This window comes from Erythrobacter sp. (assembly GCF_023653175.1).
GTDB lineage: Bacteria > Pseudomonadota > Alphaproteobacteria > Sphingomonadales > Sphingomonadaceae > Erythrobacter.
In genome coordinates, this window is sequence record NZ_JAMNXL010000064.1 from 1 (window position 1) to 17795 (window position 17795).

Sequence of the window (17795 nt, forward strand, 5' to 3'; positions counted from 1 at the left end):
AGCGGCAGGGTGGTCGAATCCTCGACCAGCCGGGCATAGAGCTTGTCACCGCCCTTCATCTGGGACAGGCCGATGCTGTCGCGCGCAACTGGCAGATATTCGTCGCGCAGGAAATCGCGCAGGCGCGTGGTGGCGGCGAGGATAGTGCGGGTCTTGGCCTCGTAGGCGTTCGTCAGCCGCGCCTTTTCGGCCTCCGGGAAATCCGCCGGGAAGTTCTTCACCGGGCCCATGAAAGGCGAATCCGCGATCGGGGTGGCGATCTGCGTGTCGAGCTGGCTGACCATGATCCCGACCGTCAGCTTCGTTTCGAGAACGCCGCTTGCCATGCCCTGCCGAAAGCGGCCGATCGCGCGGTCGATATAGGCGATGTAATCATCATGGCGCGACAGGTTGTCGTCGTAGTTGCGAAGCGTCTCGAACGGCGCGACGCCGGTACCGTTGACCAGCGTCGGGTAGTAATTGTGCATCCCGAAGAAGTGGTTGAGCGGACGCACCTGGGTGAGCGCCCGCATCTCGTCACTCACCCCCGCCAGCGCGCGCTCTTGCGTGTACTTGAACACGTCGTAAGCGAGCTGATCGGTGGCATCGAGCTTGCTGCGATCGATCAGCGCGAGCTTTGCAAGATTGAGCTGGGTGTCGGTGCGTCCCGCAAGGAACGCGGAATCGGTCAGCAGATCGCCCAGCCGGTCGACGCCTTCCTCCTCCCCGCGAAACAGCCGTGACATCGGATCGAGCGCGAGCGCGCGGGTATCGGCATCGTCGAACAGGGCGAAGAGCTTGTCATGCTCGGAATGGGTGGCGGCTTCGACGGGCGCGGGTGCGTGCTGGGCGAGGGCGGGGAGAGGGGACAGCAGCATGAGCGCCGTGGAGGCGGCAAGGGCAAGGCGCAAGGTCATCGGAGGAGGTTCCCGGGGCAGAATGTTAAGCGCGCATGGCTAGGCGCGCGGACCCCGCGGCACAACCGCTCGCGTGACGAGCGCCCGAGGCACATCGACTGGCGGCGTGACGCCGTGACGTCAAGCGGCGGCGTAGCGCCGCGCATGGAACGCCGCGTCGGCGCGCAGCTGGTGATGCTCGACCCACACCGAATGGGTGCCCGAACAGATCTTGTGGGGCAGCGCGAGGCGGCAGATCGGGCCTTTCGTCACATCGCCCGCATCAAGGATGGCGCATTCGGAGGTGCCGGTGTTCTCGTCGATCAGGAAGGTGACGAGGTAGCCATCGTCTTCAGATGTGGCCCCCTTCCTCGGCACCATCGGGCTTTCGCTGGCATATACCCCCTCGGGCAGGCGATAGACCTGTTCCTCGCCCGTTTCGGTGTCGTGGCGGACATAGCCGTTGAACAGGAACCAGCCGGGCCGCGTGGTGGTCGACCACACATAGCGGCTTTCCCGCATGGCATAGCGCGGATTGATCATGCCGAATTCGACGATCCGCTCGGACAAACGCTCCTCGCGGGTTTCGCCGGTCGTGAGGTTGAAGCGCCAGCGGTGGAGGCGGGACTGGAAGGAGTGTTCGTCGACATAGGCCATCATGTGGCTGTAGCGGCCCATCTCCTCGAGCGGTTCTGGCATGGGCCTTGCCTGATGATAGCCTTCGAGCACCACCTCGTCGCCCTCTTCCCACGCATTGGTCCAGTGCAGCACATAGGTCGGCGCGGCCTCGAACCAGCGGATATCCTCAGGGCTTCCATGGCGCGGGATCAGCGCGAAGCGGGTCGGCACGCCATCATGCAGCCGCGCGGCGTGGATGTTGCGTCCCAGCAGTTCCTCGTCCCAGAACAGCGGCATGTCGTTGAGGATCGACCAGTTCGGGGTCACGGCCATGTCATGCGGCAGACGCGGGCCTGGCAGGGGGATGGGCACGTAGTGCACCAGCGTGCCGGTGCGGTCGACCACGCCGTAATGCATGAAAGGCGCGTGCTTGGAGTAGTTGAAGAACATCAGCTCGCCGGTCGCCTCGTCGACCTTGGGGTGGGCCGAGATGCCGTCCAATGGCACCCACGGCGCCTTGCCGCGGCTGCCGAGCGTGACGGGGTCGAGCATCCACGCCTCGCCGCACTGGTAGAGCGTCGCATAGGCCGTGCCCGCGTGAACGATGATGTCCGTCGAGCCGGTGTCCTTCAGCCCCCCATGCGCGCCGAAGCCGGGGCGCATGCTGGTGCCCCACGGATCCATCAGCCCGCCCCACAGGCTGCGCCCCGCGATCTGCTCGGCCTCGAAGCAGTGGGTGCGCACGAAGCGGTTGCGGTAGCTCGCCTTGCCGCCGGAGATATTGACCTGATGGATCATCGCGTCGCCATCGAAAGGATGGTGGCGGCCGAGCGGCTGATGCACCTGGTTCTCGGTGTTGCGCAGGTAGATGCCGTCGATATCCGTCGGGATTGCGCCCGCGATCACCCGCAGTTCGGGCACGTCGACCTCTTCGTGGCAAGGCGTCCACGGCCCTGTCAGATAGGGGTGGTTCGACGGCTCGAGGCTGGTCTTCACCGGCGGGTGTCGCATGATCTGCATTGGTCTCTCCCTCACCCCGCAGAATGATCGCACGCCTTATCTCTGGCAAGCTGCTATGCACCTTGGCGCGCGGCCCTGCAAAATTGATCCGGGTCAAGGCACAGCGCGGCGTCCGGGGCGATCATCCTCATCATCAATGGGAGACCCGCCATGAAATCGATCCTGCTGCACATCGACCACGACCCCGCCATGACCGCGCGCCTGCAAGTCGCGCTCGACATGGCGCGCGCCACCAACGGCCATATCACCTGCCTTCAGGCGGTGAGCTACGATGTGTTCATGCCGGGCGACTTCTACGGCTCGGCCATCGCCGCCGCCCTGCCGGTGATCCGCGAGAACGCCGACAAGCTGCGCGCGCGTGTCGAGCGCGAGCTGGAGGGTGAAGGCGTGCCCTTCGACTGGCGCTTCGAATATGGCGTGGCCAGCCAGCGCCTGATCGAGGCCTCGCCGCTCGCTGATGTCGTGATCCTCGGGCCTGCCGAGGCGGGGGTGGATGGCCGCGGCCCCTCGGCGCTGGTCGGCGATGTGGTGACCCGCGCGCCCGTGCCGTTGCTGGTAGTGCCCGAGGGCATGCACAGCTTCGATGTCGGCGCGCCGATGCTGGTCGCGTGGAACGGCTCGGCGGAGAGCGCGCATGCGCTGCGCGCGGCGGTGCCGCTGCTGGCGTGCTCGGTGAAGGTGACGCTCGCCTGCGTGGTCGAGGAGGCGGGAGAGGCCAAGCGCTTCGACCTGCCCTCCACCGAGGGCGCGAAATACCTCGCCCGCCACGGCATTCCTTGCGAGATCGTGGAGATCCCGCGCGGCGAGGCGAAGATTGCCGACACGCTGTTCTCGGCGGCGCAGATGCGCGATTGCGCGCTGCTGGTGATGGGCGCCTATGGCCACGCGCGGCTTGCCGAGCTGGTGCTGGGCGGCGTGACGCGCCACATGCTGAGCGAGCCGCAGATGCCGGTTTTACTCGCGCATTAGGTGCGGGCCATCGCCCGGGACTGCCGCATAAGCATCCGACAGCTGCCGGTAGGAGCGCGAGGCGAAGGCGCCAAGCGTCAGCACCACCCCGAACAGGCCGGTGATGCAGAACACCAGCGCGATGCCGCGATCTGCTCCGGTGCCGAACCAGCCGCCGATCATCTCCGCGCCCGCGCCGGTGGTCATGAAAGGGATCGCCACGAACTGCGCCAGCGGCCCGATCAGGAATGCGGTGAGCGGCGAGGCGGCCTGCTCGACCGACTGGGCAAAGCCGAACACGCGCCCCTGCCGCTCGAAGGGCACGACCCGTTGCAGCGTGGTCTGCTCGGCGGCCTCGGCAAAAGGGCCGAAGAACATCCAGATCACGCAGCCCGCCGCCAGCAGCGCGATCGAGGGCTGGATGGTGAAGAGGCTTGCCGCGCTCCAGGCGACGAGGTTGACCAGCAGCAGCGTGCGCAGCGGCCTTCGCCCGAGCCCGACCCGCGCGATCACCACCCCGCTGACGATGAACGCGCCAGAGGCGAGCGCCCACAGCAGGCCCCAATCCTCGACGCTCATCAGCGACAGGCCATAGCCATCCATCAGCGCCATGAACACGCCGCCCAAGAGGTTGTTGAAGGTGGCAAACAGGATCAGCGCGAACAGCCCCGGCACTGCCGCCACCACCCGGATCGTGCCGCGCAGGTCGATTGCCTTGCGACCGCATTCCGTCGCCGTGTCGGGCACGGGGTCGTCGAAGCGCACCAGCGGCAGATGGACGATGGCGAGCGCGCTGAACCCGATCGCCAGCACCAGCGGGCCGCGAATACCGTCCCACGCGACCAGAAAGCCGCTGATCGCCGAGGTCACCAGAAACCCCACGCCGCCGACCATCCCGACCAGCCCGTTGGCCTTGTCACGCTGCTCGGGCGGGATCAGCAGTGTGACCAGCGTGGCGAGCGCGATCATGCGGATATTGCCGGCGATTACGCCAAGCATCACCAGCACGATGAACCCCCACAGCGGCAGACTGGCGGTCTCGCCCAGCGCCTGCGGCGGGGTGATCTGATAGACGCCCAGCGCCGCGGCGTAGAGCACCAGCGACGCCGCGCTCGAGCCGAGCATGATCGGCTTCTTGCGGTGGTGATCGACCAGACTGCCGAACCAGATCGCGAAAGCGCCGGTGAACAACAGGTGGATGCCGCCGATCATGCCGGTCACGAACACCGACCGGGTTTCGAGATAGGCCCAGAAGACGAGCGCGAACCAGACCGTGAAATTGACCACGTTCTGCAGCAGGTTGTTGGCGAGAGTCGCGTGGAACGGGTCGATCCGGGGCATCGCCCGCTTATCGTTCAGCGGCCATGCCGGAGCAATACGCGGGGAGCTTAGCCCTTGACCCTCTTCCGCATCATGCCTTCCTGCGCGACACTCGCGACCAGCTCGCCCGCAAGGTTGAAGATCCGCCCGCGGTTGAACCCGCGCCCGCCGCCGCTCCACGGCGCGTCGGTGGCATAGAGCAGCCATTCGTCGGCGCGCGCGTCACGGTGGAACCACAAGGCATGGTCGAGGCTCGCGCCGACCAGCTCGCCCCGCATCCAGCTCAGGCCATGCGGCAGGGCGCTGGTGCCGAGCAGGGTGTAGTCGCTGGCATAGGTGATGATCGCGCGGTGGAGTTCGGGGGTGTCGTTCGCCCCGCTTATCGGCGCGCAGACGCGGAACCAGCTATGCGCGCGCGGGCTCCGGGGTTCGCTGCTCATCCAGTGGAGGCGATCGGTTGTGCGCATCTCGATCGGTCGCGGGCGCAGCATCATGCGGCGCTGCTGATCGCTAAGCCGGTCACCCCAAGCCTCGGCAATCTCGCGGCGCTGGTCCATGTCGGTGCGCAGGTCATCAGGCCGGGGCACATCGGGCATGGGAGAATCGATGTGTTCAAGGCCCTCCTCCGGCAGCTGGAAGCTGGCGGTGAGGTTGAGTATGGGGACTGCGATCCCGTCCTCGCCCTCCTGGCTGGCGACGACGCGGCGGTTGGCAAAGCTGCGCCCGTCGAAATCGCGCGCGATGCGGTATTCGATCCCCGCCCCCTCGCGCCCGCCGCGCAGGAAATAGGCGTGGAGCGAATGGGCGGACTTGCCGTCGCTGACGGAGGCTTGCGCGGCCTGCAGCGCCTGCGCCAGCACCTGCCCGCCGAACACGCGCCCGATCCCGTCGGTCTGCGGCGGCCCGGCATAGACATCGGCGGCGCGCTTTTCGACCGTCAGCAGCCGGACGAGGTCGGCGACCAGTTCTTTATTCGTGGGTTCGTCACTCATGGCGCAGGGCCATGCGGCGACCTTACGAACCCGTCAAGCCGAGCTTGCGCATCACGCGGAAGGCATAGGCCTTGGCATAGTTCTGGTGCGGGAAGCGGCCCGGGGCTTTAGGCTTGAACCCGCGCTCGCGCAGGATGGCGTTGAAAATGCGCGCGTCGCTCTCGCGGTAAGACCATTCCGAGCGCCAAGTGATCGACAGCGACACCGAGGGGGCGGGGCCGTTCCTCACGAAATGCGGCGCCATCACCGGCACGAACAGCGCCTCGCCGGGGGAGAGTGCGAACTCGGTGCCGTGGGGGAGCATCGCATCGTCCCACTTCAATTCGCGCGGGCCGCCCGAATGGTAGGTCTCGTGCGCTTCATCGGGCACGAAGCGGGTGTCGCCCGCCGGGAACTGGGTCATCACCTTGCTGCCCCGGATCTGGAGCAGGATATTGTGCTCCGGATCGAAGTGATAGGGCGTCACCGAGTTGGGGCTGGAGACGAAGATGAAGCCCTGCGGGGTCAGCATCGCGCCGGTCGCAGCTTCGATCTCGGGGCGGATTTCTTCCAGCAGGCCCAGCAGCAGCGCTTCGTAAGCGGGCACCTGCTCGATATTCTTGAGCACCGCCCAGCTCTCCGCCTCGGCGACCTTGCGGATCGTCTCGGCAATGGTCAGGCCGTTCGATTCCGGCTTGCCGTCGACCCCGATCGGCAGATCGCCGCGATTGTATTCGACGCTGGCGAGCGGGAGCTGTTCCGCCAGCGCGGCAAGCGCCTCGATCTCCAGCAGCGGATGGCTGGTGAGGCTGTGCTGGAGGATATGCGGCTGCTCGGGATAATGGCGCGCGAATTTGGCGCGCGCGGGAGCGTCGAAGACGTGCTCTGACAGCGCATCGGTGAAGCGGGCGGGGGCGTTCATGCTTGGCTCCTCGGACGGGTCTCATAGGCCTTGAGCAGGCGGAAGGCGGTGCGGCGGGTCAGGCCGCCGATGGCGATGTTGATGCTCGCCATGCGCCGCGCATCGCGCCACAGGCGTTCGATCATCGGGTGCCCCTCCACCGCGCAGCTATCGGCCCAAAGGATGCCCTCGCGTTCGAGCAGCGCGAGGTTTTCAAGTTGCAGCAGCATCCCCGGAGAGAAGCGCGCATAGGCCTCGTCGAAGGCGGTCTTGTAGCTGTAGGCACCGGGCGCGGTGATGAAATTGGCGAGCATCGCGATTGGCCGCCCATCGAGCCGGAGCGCCAGCCGCTCGAGCCTTCCGGCCGCCGCAGCTCCCGCCAGCGCGGCCTCGAACAAGGCAGCGGTGTCCGGCGAGGAAGCGAGCGCGGAGCCCGCCGCGCCCTTCCACCCGGCGGCTTCCAGCGCGAGAAATTCGGCGGTCCATGCCGCGATGTCTTCCGCGCCCTCCAACCGCTCGAAGGCGAGCGCGCCCTCTTCGGCGAGGCGATTGTGCTGGCGGCGCAGCTCTTTGCGCTTCTTTGCGCTCATCGCGCTCTCGAGATAGGCTGCGGCCGAGGTCTCGCCCGTCAGCATCGCGCGGTTCTCCTGCGCGGCGAGGTAATGCATCCGGCCCGAGCGGGCGAGGACGCGGGCCAAGGCAGCGAAGACCGGGCCCTCGGCCGGCATCTGCGGCAGATGCAGGAACAGCGCGCGCCTCGCGCGGCGGTCGAAATGGGTGAGGAGGTCTTGCCAGAAGCGCTCCTCCAGCCCCTCAGCCACCAGCGGCACGCCGCAGAAGGCGTTGGCGTGGAGCCACACCTCCGCATGGGTGAGCCGATGGCCGTAATAGCGCGAGGCCCGCGTCACCGGCATCAGCCCGGCCAGCCGCCCCTCATGGAACCAGGCCTTGACCCGCACGCCCTCGTTCGCGCCCCACTGATGCAGCGAGGGGAGGAGATACCAGGGCTCGAAGAAGGGATTGGGCTCGGCCGCGCGCAAAGCGAGGCGTTCCCAGGCGGCGAGGAAGGCGGGTTCTTCCAGTTCGGCGAGGGTGAGAAGGCGCAAGCCCGCCGTCCCCGCGGCGGGCGAACGCCTTGCGCGGGTGCGAAAGCTGTCCGCCGACCCCATGTCCATTACCGTTAACCCCGCCTTGCCGCACGTATCTGCGCATTCATGCAGGTTGATGCCACAGGGCGATTAAGAAAGCCTCAGCGCGCAGGGCGGCTGTCCGAGGCGGGGACAGGGTTTCGGGCAAAGATAAACCCCGCCGGGATCGCGCCCGACGGGGTTTGGAATTTCACCGGCTGGAGCGGGTTACGCCGCCCCGTGCGCCAGCGCCGCGAGCAGCAGCAGCGCGACGATGTTGGTGATCTTGATCATCGGATTGACCGCCGGGCCGGCGGTGTCCTTGTAGGGATCGCCGACCGTGTCGCCCGTCACCGCGGCCTTGTGGGCTTCGGAGCCCTTGCCGCCGTGGTGGCCGTCCTCGATGTACTTCTTGGCGTTGTCCCACGCCCCGCCGCCGGCGGTCATCGACAGCGCGACGAACAGCCCGCTGACGATCACGCCCAGCAGCAGCGCGCCCAGCGCCGCAAAGCCGTTGTCCTGCCCCGCGATGGCGGTGATCACGAAATAGACCACCACCGGCGCCAGCACCGGCAGCAGCGAGGGGATGATCATCTCCTTGATCGCCGCCTTGGTGACGAGGTCGACAGTGCGGGCATAGTCGGGCTTGGAGGTGCCTTCCATGATCCCCGGGTTCTCCCGGAACTGGTTGCGCACGTCGAGCACAACGTCGCCCGCCGCGCGGCCGACCGCGGTCATCCCCATCGCCCCGAACAGATAGGGCAGCAATGCGCCGAGCAGCAGGCCGACGATCACGAAGGGGTTCTCGAGGCTGAAGTCGACATTCGCATCGGGGAAGAAGGTCCGAAGGTCCGTCGTGTAGGCTGCAAACAGCACCAGCGCGCCAAGGCCCGCCGATCCGATGGCATAGCCCTTGGTCACCGCCTTGGTGGTGTTGCCCACTGCGTCGAGCAGGTCGGTTTTTTCCCGCACGGAGTCGTCCAGACCTGCCATCTCGGCGATCCCGCCGGCATTGTCGGTGACCGGGCCATAGGCGTCGAGCGCCACGACCATGCCGGCCAGCGCAAGCATCGCGGTCGCCGCATAGGCGATGCCCATGAGGCCGGCGAGGCCATAGGCGATGATGATCCCGGCAACGATCACCAGCGTCGGCAGCGCGGTCGCCTCGAGGCTGATCGCGAGGCCTTGGATCACGTTGGTGCCGTGGCCGGTTTCCGAGGCCTTGGCGATCGAGCGCACCGGGCGGTACTTGGTACCGGTGTAGTACTCGGTGATCCAGATGATGAGGCCGGTGATCACGAGGCCGAGAAGGGCGCAGTAGAACAGGCTCATGCCGGTCATGCCGTTGTCGGCAGCGGCGCTGGTCCTTGCCATGTCCGCGAGCGGGGCCACCACTTCGCCCGGCGGGTTCAGCATTACATTCATGTCGCCGAGAACATAGGTCATCACGCCATAGATCGCCGGGATCGAGGTCACCGCGGTGACGATGAAGCCCTTGTACATGGCCCCCATCACGTTGGTCGCACCGGCCCCGCTCGAGCCCAGACGCACGAAATAGGTGCCAAGGATCGAGGTGACGATGCACACGCCGCCGATGAGCAGCGGCAGCGCCATCATCGGCAGCAGCATGTCGCCAAGGTTGGTCAGCAGCAGCGCGGTCAGCACCATGGTCGCGCCGACGGTGACCACATAGGTCTCGAACAGGTCGGCCGCCATCCCGGCGCAGTCGCCGACATTGTCGCCGACATTGTCCGCGATCACGGCGGGGTTGCGCGGGTCATCCTCGGGGATGCCTGCTTCGACCTTGCCGACAAGGTCCGCGCCCACGTCGGCCGCCTTGGTGAAGATCCCGCCGCCAAGGCGCGCGAAGATCGAGATCAGCGAAGCGCCGAAGGCAAGGCCCACCAGCCCGTCGATCACCATGCGGCTCGACGGGGCAAGGCCCATCGGCCCGATCATCGCCGCGAAGAACACCGCGATCGCGAGCAGGGCGAGGCCCGCCACCAGCATCCCGGTGATGGCGCCCGCGCGGAAGGCGAGGGTGAGGCCGGCTTGCAATCCGGTGCTGGCGGCCTCGGCAGTACGCACGTTGGCGCGGACCGAGATGTTCATGCCGATATAGCCGGCAACGCCCGAAAGCACCGCGCCGGTGACAAAGCCGATCACCGCGGTCGTCCCGAGCGCGAAGGCGACGATCGCCGCGACCACCACGCCGACGATGGCAATGGTCGAATATTGGCGGTTGAGGTAGGCCTGAGCGCCTTCCTGAATGGCGGCAGCAATTTCCTGCATCCGCGCGTTGCCGGGGCTCGCGCTGAGCACCTGGCTGCTGGTGATGATGCCATAGACAATGGCAAGCACCCCCAGCCCAATCGAAATGAGCAATAGATCCACGAGCAATCCCCTCTCGTCCTTATGTCGCCTCCCGTTGCCGGGAGCCAAGCGCCTCGTTTTGATCCCATGGGCGCAAGGAGCACAGTCATAGGGGTTCGCAAGGGGCTGGCAAGCCTCAGGCGAAGTGCGAATGGCGGTTTTGCGCTGCTTTGCGCAATTTAGAGAGGCGCGGGGGCGCGGGGCGCGTGGGCGCGTTCAGCCGTGGCGGTAGCCGAGGGCGGCGGGATCGGTGAGCGGGGTCTCGCCGAGCAGCAGCGGGGCAGCCTCGCGGGCGGCGACGGAGCCGATCCGCTGCGCAGGGATGGGCAGCAGGGCTGCGGGCGGGGCGGTGAACAGCAGCTCGTAATCATCGCCCCAGCGCACGCACGCTTCAAAAAGCGCGGGGTCTGCGACAGGAATGACAGCAGGATCGAGCGCCAGCGTCACCCCGCTCGCCTCGGCCATGCGGAAGGCATCGAGCAGCAGCCCGTCCGAGACGTCCATCATCGCGCTCACCAGCGGGGCGAGCGCGCGGCCCTCGGCGAGGCGGGGGAGGGGGCGGTCGAAGGCGACGCGGTGCTCTGCCGCCCCCTCGAACCCGAGCATTGCCCGCCCGACCGGGCCGGTGATCCACACCCCGTCGCCCGCCTGCGCGCCGCTCCTTGCCGGAACCGGCACATGGGTCGCCCGCCCGATGGCCGTCAGGCCGAGCGCGCGCGCGCCTGCCGCTGCAATCGTGTCGCCGCCCAGCAGCGGGGTGTCGAAGGCGGCCAGCGCATCGCGCAGCCCCTCGAGAAACCGCGCATCATCGCGCCCGAGCATGTGCCCCAGCAGCACGCCTACTGGCTCTGCTCCCTTGGCGGCGAGGTCGGAAAGATTGGTGGCAACCAGCTTCCACGCCACGTCGGCCATGTCGGCGTCGGCCCGGAAGTGCGTGCCTTCGGCCATCATGTCGTGGGTGATGACGAGGGTTTCGGAACCAAACGAAACAACCGCGCAATCATCCGCCAGCCCGCGCGCGCCCGGGTGGAGCGGCAGGGCGCGCAAGGCGGCGATGAAGTCGGGTTCGTTCATGCGTCGGGCAATGGATTAGCCCGCGCGCGCTTGCCTAGCCACCGCATCGAGGATGCCGTTGACGAACTTGGCCTGCCCGTCGTCGAAGAAGGCCTTGGCGACCTCGACATATTCATTGATCACCACGGCAGCGGGCACATCCATGCGGGCGAGCAGTTCATAGGTTGCGGCGCGCAGCACCTGGAGCATCGCCTTGTCGAGCCGCGCGAGGCTCCAGCCGCTGGCGAGCTTGCCCGCCACCAGCGCGTCGATCTCGTCCTTGCGGGCATCGACGCCGCGCACCACGTCATCGAAGAACGGAACCTCGGCGTCGGCATATTCGGCCTCGTCGAAATCCTCGTCGTCGATGGTGCGGCCCAGCCGGTGCTGGTGGAATTCGTCGAGCAGCCGGGCGAGCGCGGTGCCCTCCATGTGCTGCTGGTAGAGCGCCTGGACGGCGGCGAGCCGCGCAGCCGAGCGGGCCTGAGAACGGGCGGGATGGTTCATTTGATCCTCAGTTCCACGGACTTGGCGTGGGCAGGCAGCCCCTCGGCATGGGCGAGGGTTGCAGCGGCGGGGCCGATTGCGGCGAAGGACGCCGCATCGAGACCCAGAAAGCTGGTGCGCTTCATGAAATCGAGCACCGAAAGCCCGCTCGAAAAGCGCGCGCGGCGCCCGGTGGGCAGCACGTGGTTGGGCCCCGCGACGTAATCGCCGACCGCCTCGGGCGTCATGCGGCCAAGGAAGATGCTGCCTGCATGGCGGATGGCGCTGAGGTAGGGCTCAGGGTCATCGACCGCGATCTCGACATGCTCGGCGGCGAGGCGGTTGGCGAGCGCGGGGGCCTCTGCCAGCAGATCGTTGACAACGATCACGACGCCGTGCGCGTCCCAGCTCGTCCGCGCGGTCTTGGCGGTGGAAAGCTGGCCGATCTGAAGGTCGATGCAATCCTCGACCTGCCGCGCGAAACCGGCATCGTCGGTGATCTGGATCGACTGCGAGGTCGGGTCGTGCTCGGCCTGGCTGAGCAGGTCGGCGGCGATCCAGTCGGGATCATTCTTGCCGTCGGCGATGACGAGGATTTCCGAGGGGCCTGCGACCATGTCGATCCCGACCACGCCGTAAAGCTGGCGCTTGGCCTCGGCGACCCAGGCATTGCCCGGGCCGGTGATCACGTCGACCGGCTTGATCCGCTGGGTGCCATAGGCGAGCGCGCCGACCGCCTGCGCCCCGCCGACCCGCCAGATCTCGTCCACGCCCGCGATGTGTGCAGCGGCGAGCACCATCGGGTTCGACTGGCCCTTGGGCGTGGGCGTGACGACGACCAGTCGCTCCACGCCCGCAACCCGCGCCGGAATGGCGTTCATCAGCAGCGAGGAAGGATAGGCCGCGCGCCCGCCGGGGACGTATAGCCCCGCCGCATCGACAGGCCGCCAGATCGCGCCGAGCCGCACGCCCGCCCCGTCGACATAGTCGCGGTTCGCCGGAAGCTGCGCCTCGTGATAGGCGCGGATGCGCGCGGCGGCGAGTTCGAGCGCATCGCGCAAGGTGGGGTCGAGCTCGTCATAGGCCTGCTCGCAGCGTTCGCGGGTGACCACCCAGTCGCTTTCGTCGCTCAGCGCATAGCCGTCGAAACGCTGGGTGTAATCCACCAGCGCCGCATCGCCCCGGCCCTTGACCGCCTGCAGGATCGTCTGGACCTGCCCTGCGACATCGGAATCGGTTTCGCGCCGAGCATCGACGATCCGCGCAAACTTCGCCTCGAAATCGGGCTGCAAGGTGGAGAGCAGTTTGATGGTCATGCGGCGGCGGCTTTCTGGCTGCGTTCCTCGGCCTCGCGGCGGAAGGCGTCGACAAGCGCGGCGACGCGGCGGTCGGTCTTCAAGGCGGTGCGGTTGACGATCAGGCGCGCGGAAATCTCGAGGATCACGGCGGTCTCGACCAGCCCGTTCTCGCGCAAGGTGGTGCCGGTCGAGACAAGGTCGACGATCTGGCGCGCAAGGCCGAGCGAGGGAGCAAGCTCCATCGCACCGTTGAGCTTGACGCACTCGGCCTGCACGCCGGCGGCCGCGAAGTGGCGGCGGGTGAGGCTGGGATATTTGGTCGCGACCCGCAGGTGGCTGATGCTGGCGGCCCCGTCATCGGTATCGTTCGCCATGCGCGCCACCGACAGGCGGCACAGCCCGATCCCGAGATCGACCGGCGCGTAAAGATCGGCGTAGTCGAACTCCTCGATCACGTCCGAGCCGACGATCCCGACCTGCGCTGCGCCGTGAGCGACGAAGGTCGCGACATCGAAGGCGCGTACGCGGATCATGCGCATGTCGTTGCGGGTGCATGCAAAGGCCAATGCGCGGTTCTTGGGGTCGTGGAACGCAGGCTCCGGCTCCACCCCGGCGCGCGCCATCACCGGCAGCGCCTCGTCAAGGATGCGCCCCTTGGGGACAGCGAAGGTGAGCTGTCCGGGATTGTCGGGAAGGCCAATGGTGGTCATGATCGGGGGCGCATTTAAGGTCGGACGGGGAAAAGGGCAATGGCAATGGCGGTGAGTGAGCCGGGAATCATGGGTCTGGAAGACTTTACTTCCGCGCTGGAATGGCAGGCCCGCCATGCCGAGGAAAACGGCGCGCCGGCGACGGCGCGAGTGATCCGCGCGCTCGCCGGGGTGCGGGCGAGCGACACGGCAACCGGACGCCGCATCGCGAACTGGCCGGGGCTGACGCTCAAGGACGCGATGCCGCTGCGGATCGCGGGCGGCTTTCACCACCTGCTGCTGACTGGCGCGGATGACCGGCTGGCCGCGGTCTACTCCGGCGCCATCACCGATCAGGCGGCGGTCGATGCGCTGGTGCTCGATCTGACGCACAGGTTCGACGCGCGGCTGCTGCCCTGGCTCGATGGCCCGCCGCAGACCAACGAGGCGGGCCGCGCGGCGAGCATCATGGCCGGGCTCATGTGGCTGGCGGCCCGGGTGCGCTCGCCGCGGTTCGACCTGTTCGAACTGGGCGCGAGCGCGGGGGTCAACACGATGATCGACCGCTATTTCTTCCGGCTCGGCACAACCGAGGTCGGCCCGGAGCGCTCGCCGATGCGGATCGTGCCCGACTGGCGCGGGGCCTCACCGCCGCCGCCGCCCGCCGGTTTCGCCATTGCCGCTGTGAAGGGATGCGACATTGCCCCGATCAATCTGGCCGATCCCGAGGCGGCGCTGCGGCTCAAGGCCTATGTCTGGCCTGATGCCGGGGAGCGAATGGCCCGGATCGACGCAGCGATAGCGCTGGCGGGCCAGCAGCCGCCCGATCTTGTCGCCGCCGACGCCGGTGACTTCGCCGACGAAATGCTGGCGCGCCCACGGCAGCCGGGCACGGCGCGGGTGATGTTCCATTCGATCATGTGGCAATACATGCCCGCCGCCACGCAAAGCCGCATCACCGCCGCCTTCGAGGCCGAGGGCGCGGCGGCCACCCCCGACACCCCGCTCGGCTGGATCGCGCTGGAGACCGACCCCGCAACCTTCCGCCACGAATTGCGCGTCCGCCTGTGGGACGGCGCCAACCATCGGGGCGAGGAGCACCTGCTGTCCCATGCGCACCCGCACGGCGCATGGGTGGAGTGGCTGGCGGGTTAGTCGCGGCGCTTCATCAACCGCAGGAAGATCGCGCCGAGCACGGCTCCGGCACCCAGCACCAGCAGCGGCGTGAGCCATGGCCAGACACCGGCCTTGCGGGCGATGCAGGCCGCATCTTCCAGACAGTCGCCAAGGATCGACCCGAGGAACAAGGCGCCTGCAATCGCCAGTGTGGCAGCCGCGATGAGGACGCAGCCGCAACTCCGCAATGACGGCGCGAAAGGCTCGTACTCAACCGGGTGGTTCACGCCAGAAACGTCTCCATCGCCGCGTTGACCGCATCCGGCGCCTCCCACGGGACGAAGTGCCCGCAATCGGGCACGCGCACGATGGTAAGCGGGTCGATGATGTTTTCCAGCCCCTCGAGGTTCTCAGGGGGCAGGGCGAGGTCGTCGAGGGCCCAGATCACCAATGTCGGGATCGTCAGCTTGGGCAGGGCAGGCGGCGTCCAGCCCTCGGGAATCGCGAAGGGCGCGTCCATCGTCGGCACGACGATCGGGCTGGCGCGGTAATAGTTGAGCATCCCGAAAGCCGCGTCGCGGTTCTGCCAGTCGCGGAGCAGCTGATCGCGCTCCTCGGGCTCCATCTTGCTGGGGCGGTCCCACTTCACTTCCTTGAGCAGCAGACCGGTGAGCCCGTGCTCCTTGACCAGCGCGTCGTTGGCGGTGTCGCGGAAGCCGCGGATATACTGGCTCGCCTCGCGCTGGCCGGGGTGGGTGTAGAGCAGCCGCTGGAAGGTCACCGGATGCGGCGCATTGGCGATCACTGCGCGGGTCACGCGGGCGTGCTGGCCGCCGAGCGCCACGCCCCAGGCAATCGCACCGCCCCAGTCGTGCCCGACGATGGTGAACTGCGCGATCCCCAGCGTGTCGGCGAGCAGGAAGATGTCGCCGATCAGATTGGCCGGGGCATAGGCCTCGACCTCTTGCGGCTTCGAGGAGCCGCGATAGCCGCGCTGGTCGGGCGCGACGCAGCGGAAGCGGTCGCTGAAATGGCGGATCTGGTGGCGCCATGTCCGATGGCTTTCGGGAAAGCCGTGGAGGAAGATCAGCACCGGCGCATCCACCGGGCCTTCATCGACGATGTTGAGGTGGATGCCATTGGGCAGCGCCACGCGCTTCAGATCAAAACTCATCACTGCTGCTCCAGCTTGTCCAAATAGCCCTTGGCGACCATGTCCGCGGTCTGATCGAACAGCGCCTCGGGCGTGCGGCGCGCTTCGCCCATGGCGAGCTCGAACCCTTCGGCGACAATGATTTCGCGTGTTCCCGCAGCGATCCCGTCGAGCATCTGGCGGGCGGCAACGTCGGCCGGAATGCCCTCGTCGATCGCCTTGTCGCTGCGGCCGCGTGCCGTGCCCTCGGCGGTGAGGGCGTTGCGCGAGACATTGGTGGCGACCGATCCGGGGTAGATGGTGTGGACCGAGACGCCGTTGATCGAAAGCTCGGCCCGCAGCGCGTCGGCATAGCCCGCGAGCCCGAACTTGGCCGCGGAATAGGCGGTGCGCATCGGCACGCCGACCTTGCCCGCAATCGAGGAAATTAACCCGAGCGCCCCAGAGCCGCGATCCGCCATGTGCCCGATCAGGCCTTGCGAAAAGGCGATCTGGGCGACGAGATCGACTTCGATGATGTCGCGGTAGACCTGCATCGCGGTCTTGAGCGCGCGGCTGCGCTGCGAGATGCCGGCATTGGCGAAGGCGATGTCGACCCCGCCCTTCCACGCAATGGCCTTGGCGGTCGCGTCAGCCAGAGCGGCCTCATCGCGCACATCGAAGGCGAGGATCAGCGTCTCGCCGCAATCCGCCGCGACCTCGGCGAGGCGAGCCTCGTCACGGCCGGAAAGCACCACGTGAGCGCCCCGCGCCGCCAATTCGCGCGCCAGCGCCGCCCCGATGCCCGATGATGCGCCGGTGATCCATGCCACCTTGCCGGTGTAGTCCATGCTCTCTCTCCCGTTTCAGCGAGAGGTAGCGAGGCGAGCAGGCAAGGGCAATCAGGTTGCGATTGCAGACCGGATCATGTCGGCGAGGTTAACCGGAAACACCGCCTCGTGCCAGCTTTCCAGCTCGGCAGGGGTGAACCAGCGGTGCTGGGTCATCAGCCTTTGTTCCAGTTCCGTGTGGCGCGAGGTGTCGATCTCCGCTTCGGCGACGCGGATCAGAAAGAACCGCTCGTCAGCCTGCACCGGCTCGCCCTGGACGGTGATGAACTCGGGCGTCATGCGCGCGATCTGCTCGCCCGGATCGGCGGTGATGCCGGTCTCCTCGAGCAGCTCGCGCCGCGCGGCATCCTCGAAACTCTCGCCCGGATCGACCTCGCCGCCTGCCGTCACCCAGAACGGATCGCGCCCCGGCACGTCATAGCGGAACATCAGCGCGCGGCCCGCAGGGTCGAGCACGATCAGCCGCGCCGCCGGGCGCAGGCGCAGGGAGGGATTGAGGGTGATCATTCGGCCGGCACGCTCGCCTTGATCGCCACCGCATGCACCCGCTGCCCCACGATATCGCCCAGCGCCGCGATCACCGCGCGTTGGCGGGCGAGGCGGTTCATGCTCGCAAAGGCCGCCGCCTCGATTTCGATGGTGAAGTGGGATTCGCCCGAGCCGTCGTCGCCCATGTGGCCCGAGTGCTTGGCGCTGTCGTTGATGATGGCAAGGGCCGTGGGCGCGAAGGCCTCGGTCAGGAGCGCATGCATTTCCTCGGCGACACTCATCACGGATTTCCTTTTTCGCAAGCGGGGAAGGGCGATTCGGGCTTGGAACTTGGGCACCCCATAGCCATTCAGGACGCCTATGCCTTCACCACGATTCCATGGCCGCGTCGAGAGCCCCGGAAGGGGTTGCGAAGCCCCCGGCTGCCGCGAGGCGGGCGAGTTCCGCGCGCCCGGGCGGCGGCCGCACGGCTTCGACGGGCCGGGCGAGTGGCGCTGGTTCTGCCTGCAACACGTGCGCGAATTCAAC

General features: G+C 67.5%; 18 protein-coding genes and 1 pseudogene. 3 read left to right on the forward strand and 16 right to left on the reverse strand.

What is annotated here, in order from left to right:
* Both NBV68_RS09075 and NBV68_RS09080 read right to left on the reverse strand, forming a co-directional pair.
* Nucleotides 1-896 (reverse strand): DUF885 family protein (locus tag NBV68_RS09075; RefSeq protein ID WP_296308978.1); only part of this gene is annotated, 896 nt, incomplete at its 3' end.
* A gap of 120 nt (nucleotides 897-1016) precedes the next feature.
* Complete coding sequence (locus NBV68_RS09080; protein WP_296308980.1) at nucleotides 1017-2513, reverse strand: carotenoid oxygenase family protein; 1497 nt, start codon at nucleotides 2511-2513, stop codon at nucleotides 1017-1019.
* A 150-nt stretch (nucleotides 2514-2663) separates the two neighbouring features.
* On the opposite strand from NBV68_RS09080, the gene NBV68_RS09085 reads away from it, so the two are divergent.
* Nucleotides 2664-3482, forward strand: a complete 819-nt coding sequence (locus NBV68_RS09085; RefSeq protein ID WP_296308982.1) for a universal stress protein — start codon at nucleotides 2664-2666, stop codon at nucleotides 3480-3482.
* Here the strand turns inward: NBV68_RS09085 and NBV68_RS09090 are convergent.
* The 9 genes from NBV68_RS09090 to hisG all read right to left on the reverse strand — a co-directional run bounded on the left by NBV68_RS09090 (nucleotide 3468) and on the right by hisG (nucleotide 13700).
* A complete protein-coding gene (locus NBV68_RS09090) occupies nucleotides 3468-4802 on the reverse strand; it encodes an MFS transporter (RefSeq protein WP_296308984.1) in 1335 nt (444 codons plus the stop codon). The genes NBV68_RS09085 and NBV68_RS09090 overlap by 15 nt on opposite strands.
* A 47-nt stretch (nucleotides 4803-4849) precedes the next feature.
* Entirely contained in the window at nucleotides 4850-5773 is a 924-nt protein-coding gene (locus NBV68_RS09095) for an acyl-CoA thioesterase domain-containing protein (protein ID WP_296308986.1), read from the reverse strand.
* Nucleotides 5774-5795: 22 nt separating this feature from the next.
* Nucleotides 5796-6674 carry a cupin-like domain-containing protein gene (locus NBV68_RS09100; RefSeq protein WP_296308987.1) on the reverse strand — a complete coding sequence of 293 codons (879 nt, stop codon included), beginning with the start codon at nucleotides 6672-6674 and terminating at the stop codon, nucleotides 5796-5798.
* Entirely contained in the window at nucleotides 6671-7759 is a 1089-nt protein-coding gene (locus tag NBV68_RS09105) for a GNAT family N-acetyltransferase (protein WP_296308989.1), read from the reverse strand. Before NBV68_RS09105 ends, NBV68_RS09100 begins: the two co-directional genes overlap by 4 nt.
* Nucleotides 7760-8008: 249 nt before the next feature.
* A complete protein-coding gene (locus tag NBV68_RS09110) occupies nucleotides 8009-10174 on the reverse strand; it encodes a sodium-translocating pyrophosphatase (protein WP_296308991.1) in 2166 nt (721 codons plus the stop codon).
* Between the two features lie 195 nt (nucleotides 10175-10369).
* Nucleotides 10370-11227 carry a thiamine-phosphate kinase gene (gene thiL / locus NBV68_RS09115; RefSeq protein WP_296308992.1) on the reverse strand — a complete coding sequence of 286 codons (858 nt, stop codon included), beginning with the start codon at nucleotides 11225-11227 and terminating at the stop codon, nucleotides 10370-10372.
* A 15-nt stretch (nucleotides 11228-11242) separates the two neighbouring features.
* Complete coding sequence (gene nusB, locus NBV68_RS09120) at nucleotides 11243-11713, reverse strand: transcription antitermination factor NusB (RefSeq protein ID WP_296308994.1); 471 nt, start codon at nucleotides 11711-11713, stop codon at nucleotides 11243-11245.
* Nucleotides 11710-13008: a histidinol dehydrogenase gene (gene hisD, locus NBV68_RS09125; protein ID WP_296308996.1), complete on the reverse strand. Its 1299-nt coding sequence runs from the start codon at nucleotides 13006-13008 to the stop codon at nucleotides 11710-11712. The genes nusB and hisD overlap by 4 nt, the downstream gene beginning before the upstream one ends.
* Nucleotides 13005-13700: an ATP phosphoribosyltransferase gene (hisG, locus tag NBV68_RS09130; RefSeq protein ID WP_296308998.1), complete on the reverse strand. Its 696-nt coding sequence runs from the start codon at nucleotides 13698-13700 to the stop codon at nucleotides 13005-13007. The genes hisD and hisG overlap by 4 nt, the downstream gene beginning before the upstream one ends.
* A gap of 45 nt (nucleotides 13701-13745) precedes the next feature.
* Between hisG and NBV68_RS09135 the strand changes: the two genes are divergently transcribed.
* A complete protein-coding gene (locus tag NBV68_RS09135) occupies nucleotides 13746-14834 on the forward strand; it encodes a DUF2332 domain-containing protein (RefSeq protein WP_296309000.1) in 1089 nt (362 codons plus the stop codon).
* Here the strand turns inward: NBV68_RS09135 and NBV68_RS09140 are convergent.
* The 5 genes from NBV68_RS09140 to NBV68_RS09160 are packed head-to-tail and all read right to left on the reverse strand — an operon-like array spanning nucleotide 14831 to nucleotide 17548.
* Complete coding sequence (locus tag NBV68_RS09140; protein ID WP_296309003.1) at nucleotides 14831-15082, reverse strand: hypothetical protein; 252 nt, start codon at nucleotides 15080-15082, stop codon at nucleotides 14831-14833. The genes NBV68_RS09135 and NBV68_RS09140 overlap by 4 nt on opposite strands.
* Complete coding sequence (locus NBV68_RS09145; RefSeq protein WP_296309005.1) at nucleotides 15079-15969, reverse strand: alpha/beta hydrolase; 891 nt, start codon at nucleotides 15967-15969, stop codon at nucleotides 15079-15081. Before NBV68_RS09145 ends, NBV68_RS09140 begins: the two co-directional genes overlap by 4 nt.
* Complete coding sequence (locus NBV68_RS09150) at nucleotides 15969-16778, reverse strand: SDR family NAD(P)-dependent oxidoreductase (RefSeq protein WP_296309007.1); 810 nt, start codon at nucleotides 16776-16778, stop codon at nucleotides 15969-15971. Before NBV68_RS09150 ends, NBV68_RS09145 begins: the two co-directional genes overlap by 1 nt.
* Before the next feature lie 51 nt (nucleotides 16779-16829).
* On the reverse strand, nucleotides 16830-17285 hold the full coding sequence (locus NBV68_RS09155) for an NUDIX domain-containing protein (RefSeq protein ID WP_296309009.1): 456 nt from the start codon (nucleotides 17283-17285) through the stop codon (nucleotides 16830-16832).
* Nucleotides 17282-17548 (reverse strand): BolA family protein, encoded by a 267-nt coding sequence (locus NBV68_RS09160; RefSeq protein ID WP_296309014.1) that lies wholly within the window; start codon nucleotides 17546-17548, stop codon nucleotides 17282-17284. The genes NBV68_RS09155 and NBV68_RS09160 overlap by 4 nt, the downstream gene beginning before the upstream one ends.
* A 79-nt stretch (nucleotides 17549-17627) precedes the next feature.
* Here NBV68_RS09160 and NBV68_RS09165 point away from each other — a divergent pair.
* A pseudogene (locus NBV68_RS09165) lies at nucleotides 17628-17795 on the forward strand (molecular chaperone DnaJ); the annotation flags it as partial.

Excerpts from the sequence above, each read along its gene's own strand:
- NBV68_RS09100 (WP_296308987.1), bottom strand. The coding sequence starts at position 6,674 with ATGAACGCCCCCGCCCGCTTCACCGATGCGCTGTCAGAGCACGTCTTC.
- NBV68_RS09145 (WP_296309005.1), bottom strand. The coding sequence starts at position 15,969 with ATGAGTTTTGATCTGAAGCGCGTGGCGCTGCCCAATGGCATCCACCTC.
- NBV68_RS09135 (WP_296309000.1), top strand. The coding sequence starts at position 13,746 with ATGGCGGTGAGTGAGCCGGGAATCATGGGTCTGGAAGACTTTACTTCC.
- thiL (WP_296308992.1), bottom strand. The coding sequence starts at position 11,227 with ATGAACGAACCCGACTTCATCGCCGCCTTGCGCGCCCTGCCGCTCCAC.
- NBV68_RS09090 (WP_296308984.1), bottom strand. The coding sequence starts at position 4,802 with ATGCCCCGGATCGACCCGTTCCACGCGACTCTCGCCAACAACCTGCTG.
- NBV68_RS09155 (WP_296309009.1), bottom strand. The coding sequence starts at position 17,285 with ATGATCACCCTCAATCCCTCCCTGCGCCTGCGCCCGGCGGCGCGGCTG.
- NBV68_RS09080 (WP_296308980.1), bottom strand. The coding sequence starts at position 2,513 with ATGCAGATCATGCGACACCCGCCGGTGAAGACCAGCCTCGAGCCGTCG.
- nusB (WP_296308994.1), bottom strand. The coding sequence starts at position 11,713 with ATGAACCATCCCGCCCGTTCTCAGGCCCGCTCGGCTGCGCGGCTCGCC.
- NBV68_RS09095 (WP_296308986.1), bottom strand. The coding sequence starts at position 5,773 with ATGAGTGACGAACCCACGAATAAAGAACTGGTCGCCGACCTCGTCCGG.
- hisD (WP_296308996.1), bottom strand. The coding sequence starts at position 13,008 with ATGACCATCAAACTGCTCTCCACCTTGCAGCCCGATTTCGAGGCGAAG.
- hisG (WP_296308998.1), bottom strand. The coding sequence starts at position 13,700 with ATGACCACCATTGGCCTTCCCGACAATCCCGGACAGCTCACCTTCGCT.
- NBV68_RS09085 (WP_296308982.1), top strand. The coding sequence starts at position 2,664 with ATGAAATCGATCCTGCTGCACATCGACCACGACCCCGCCATGACCGCG.
- NBV68_RS09160 (WP_296309014.1), bottom strand. The coding sequence starts at position 17,548 with ATGAGTGTCGCCGAGGAAATGCATGCGCTCCTGACCGAGGCCTTCGCG.
- NBV68_RS09150 (WP_296309007.1), bottom strand. The coding sequence starts at position 16,778 with ATGGACTACACCGGCAAGGTGGCATGGATCACCGGCGCATCATCGGGC.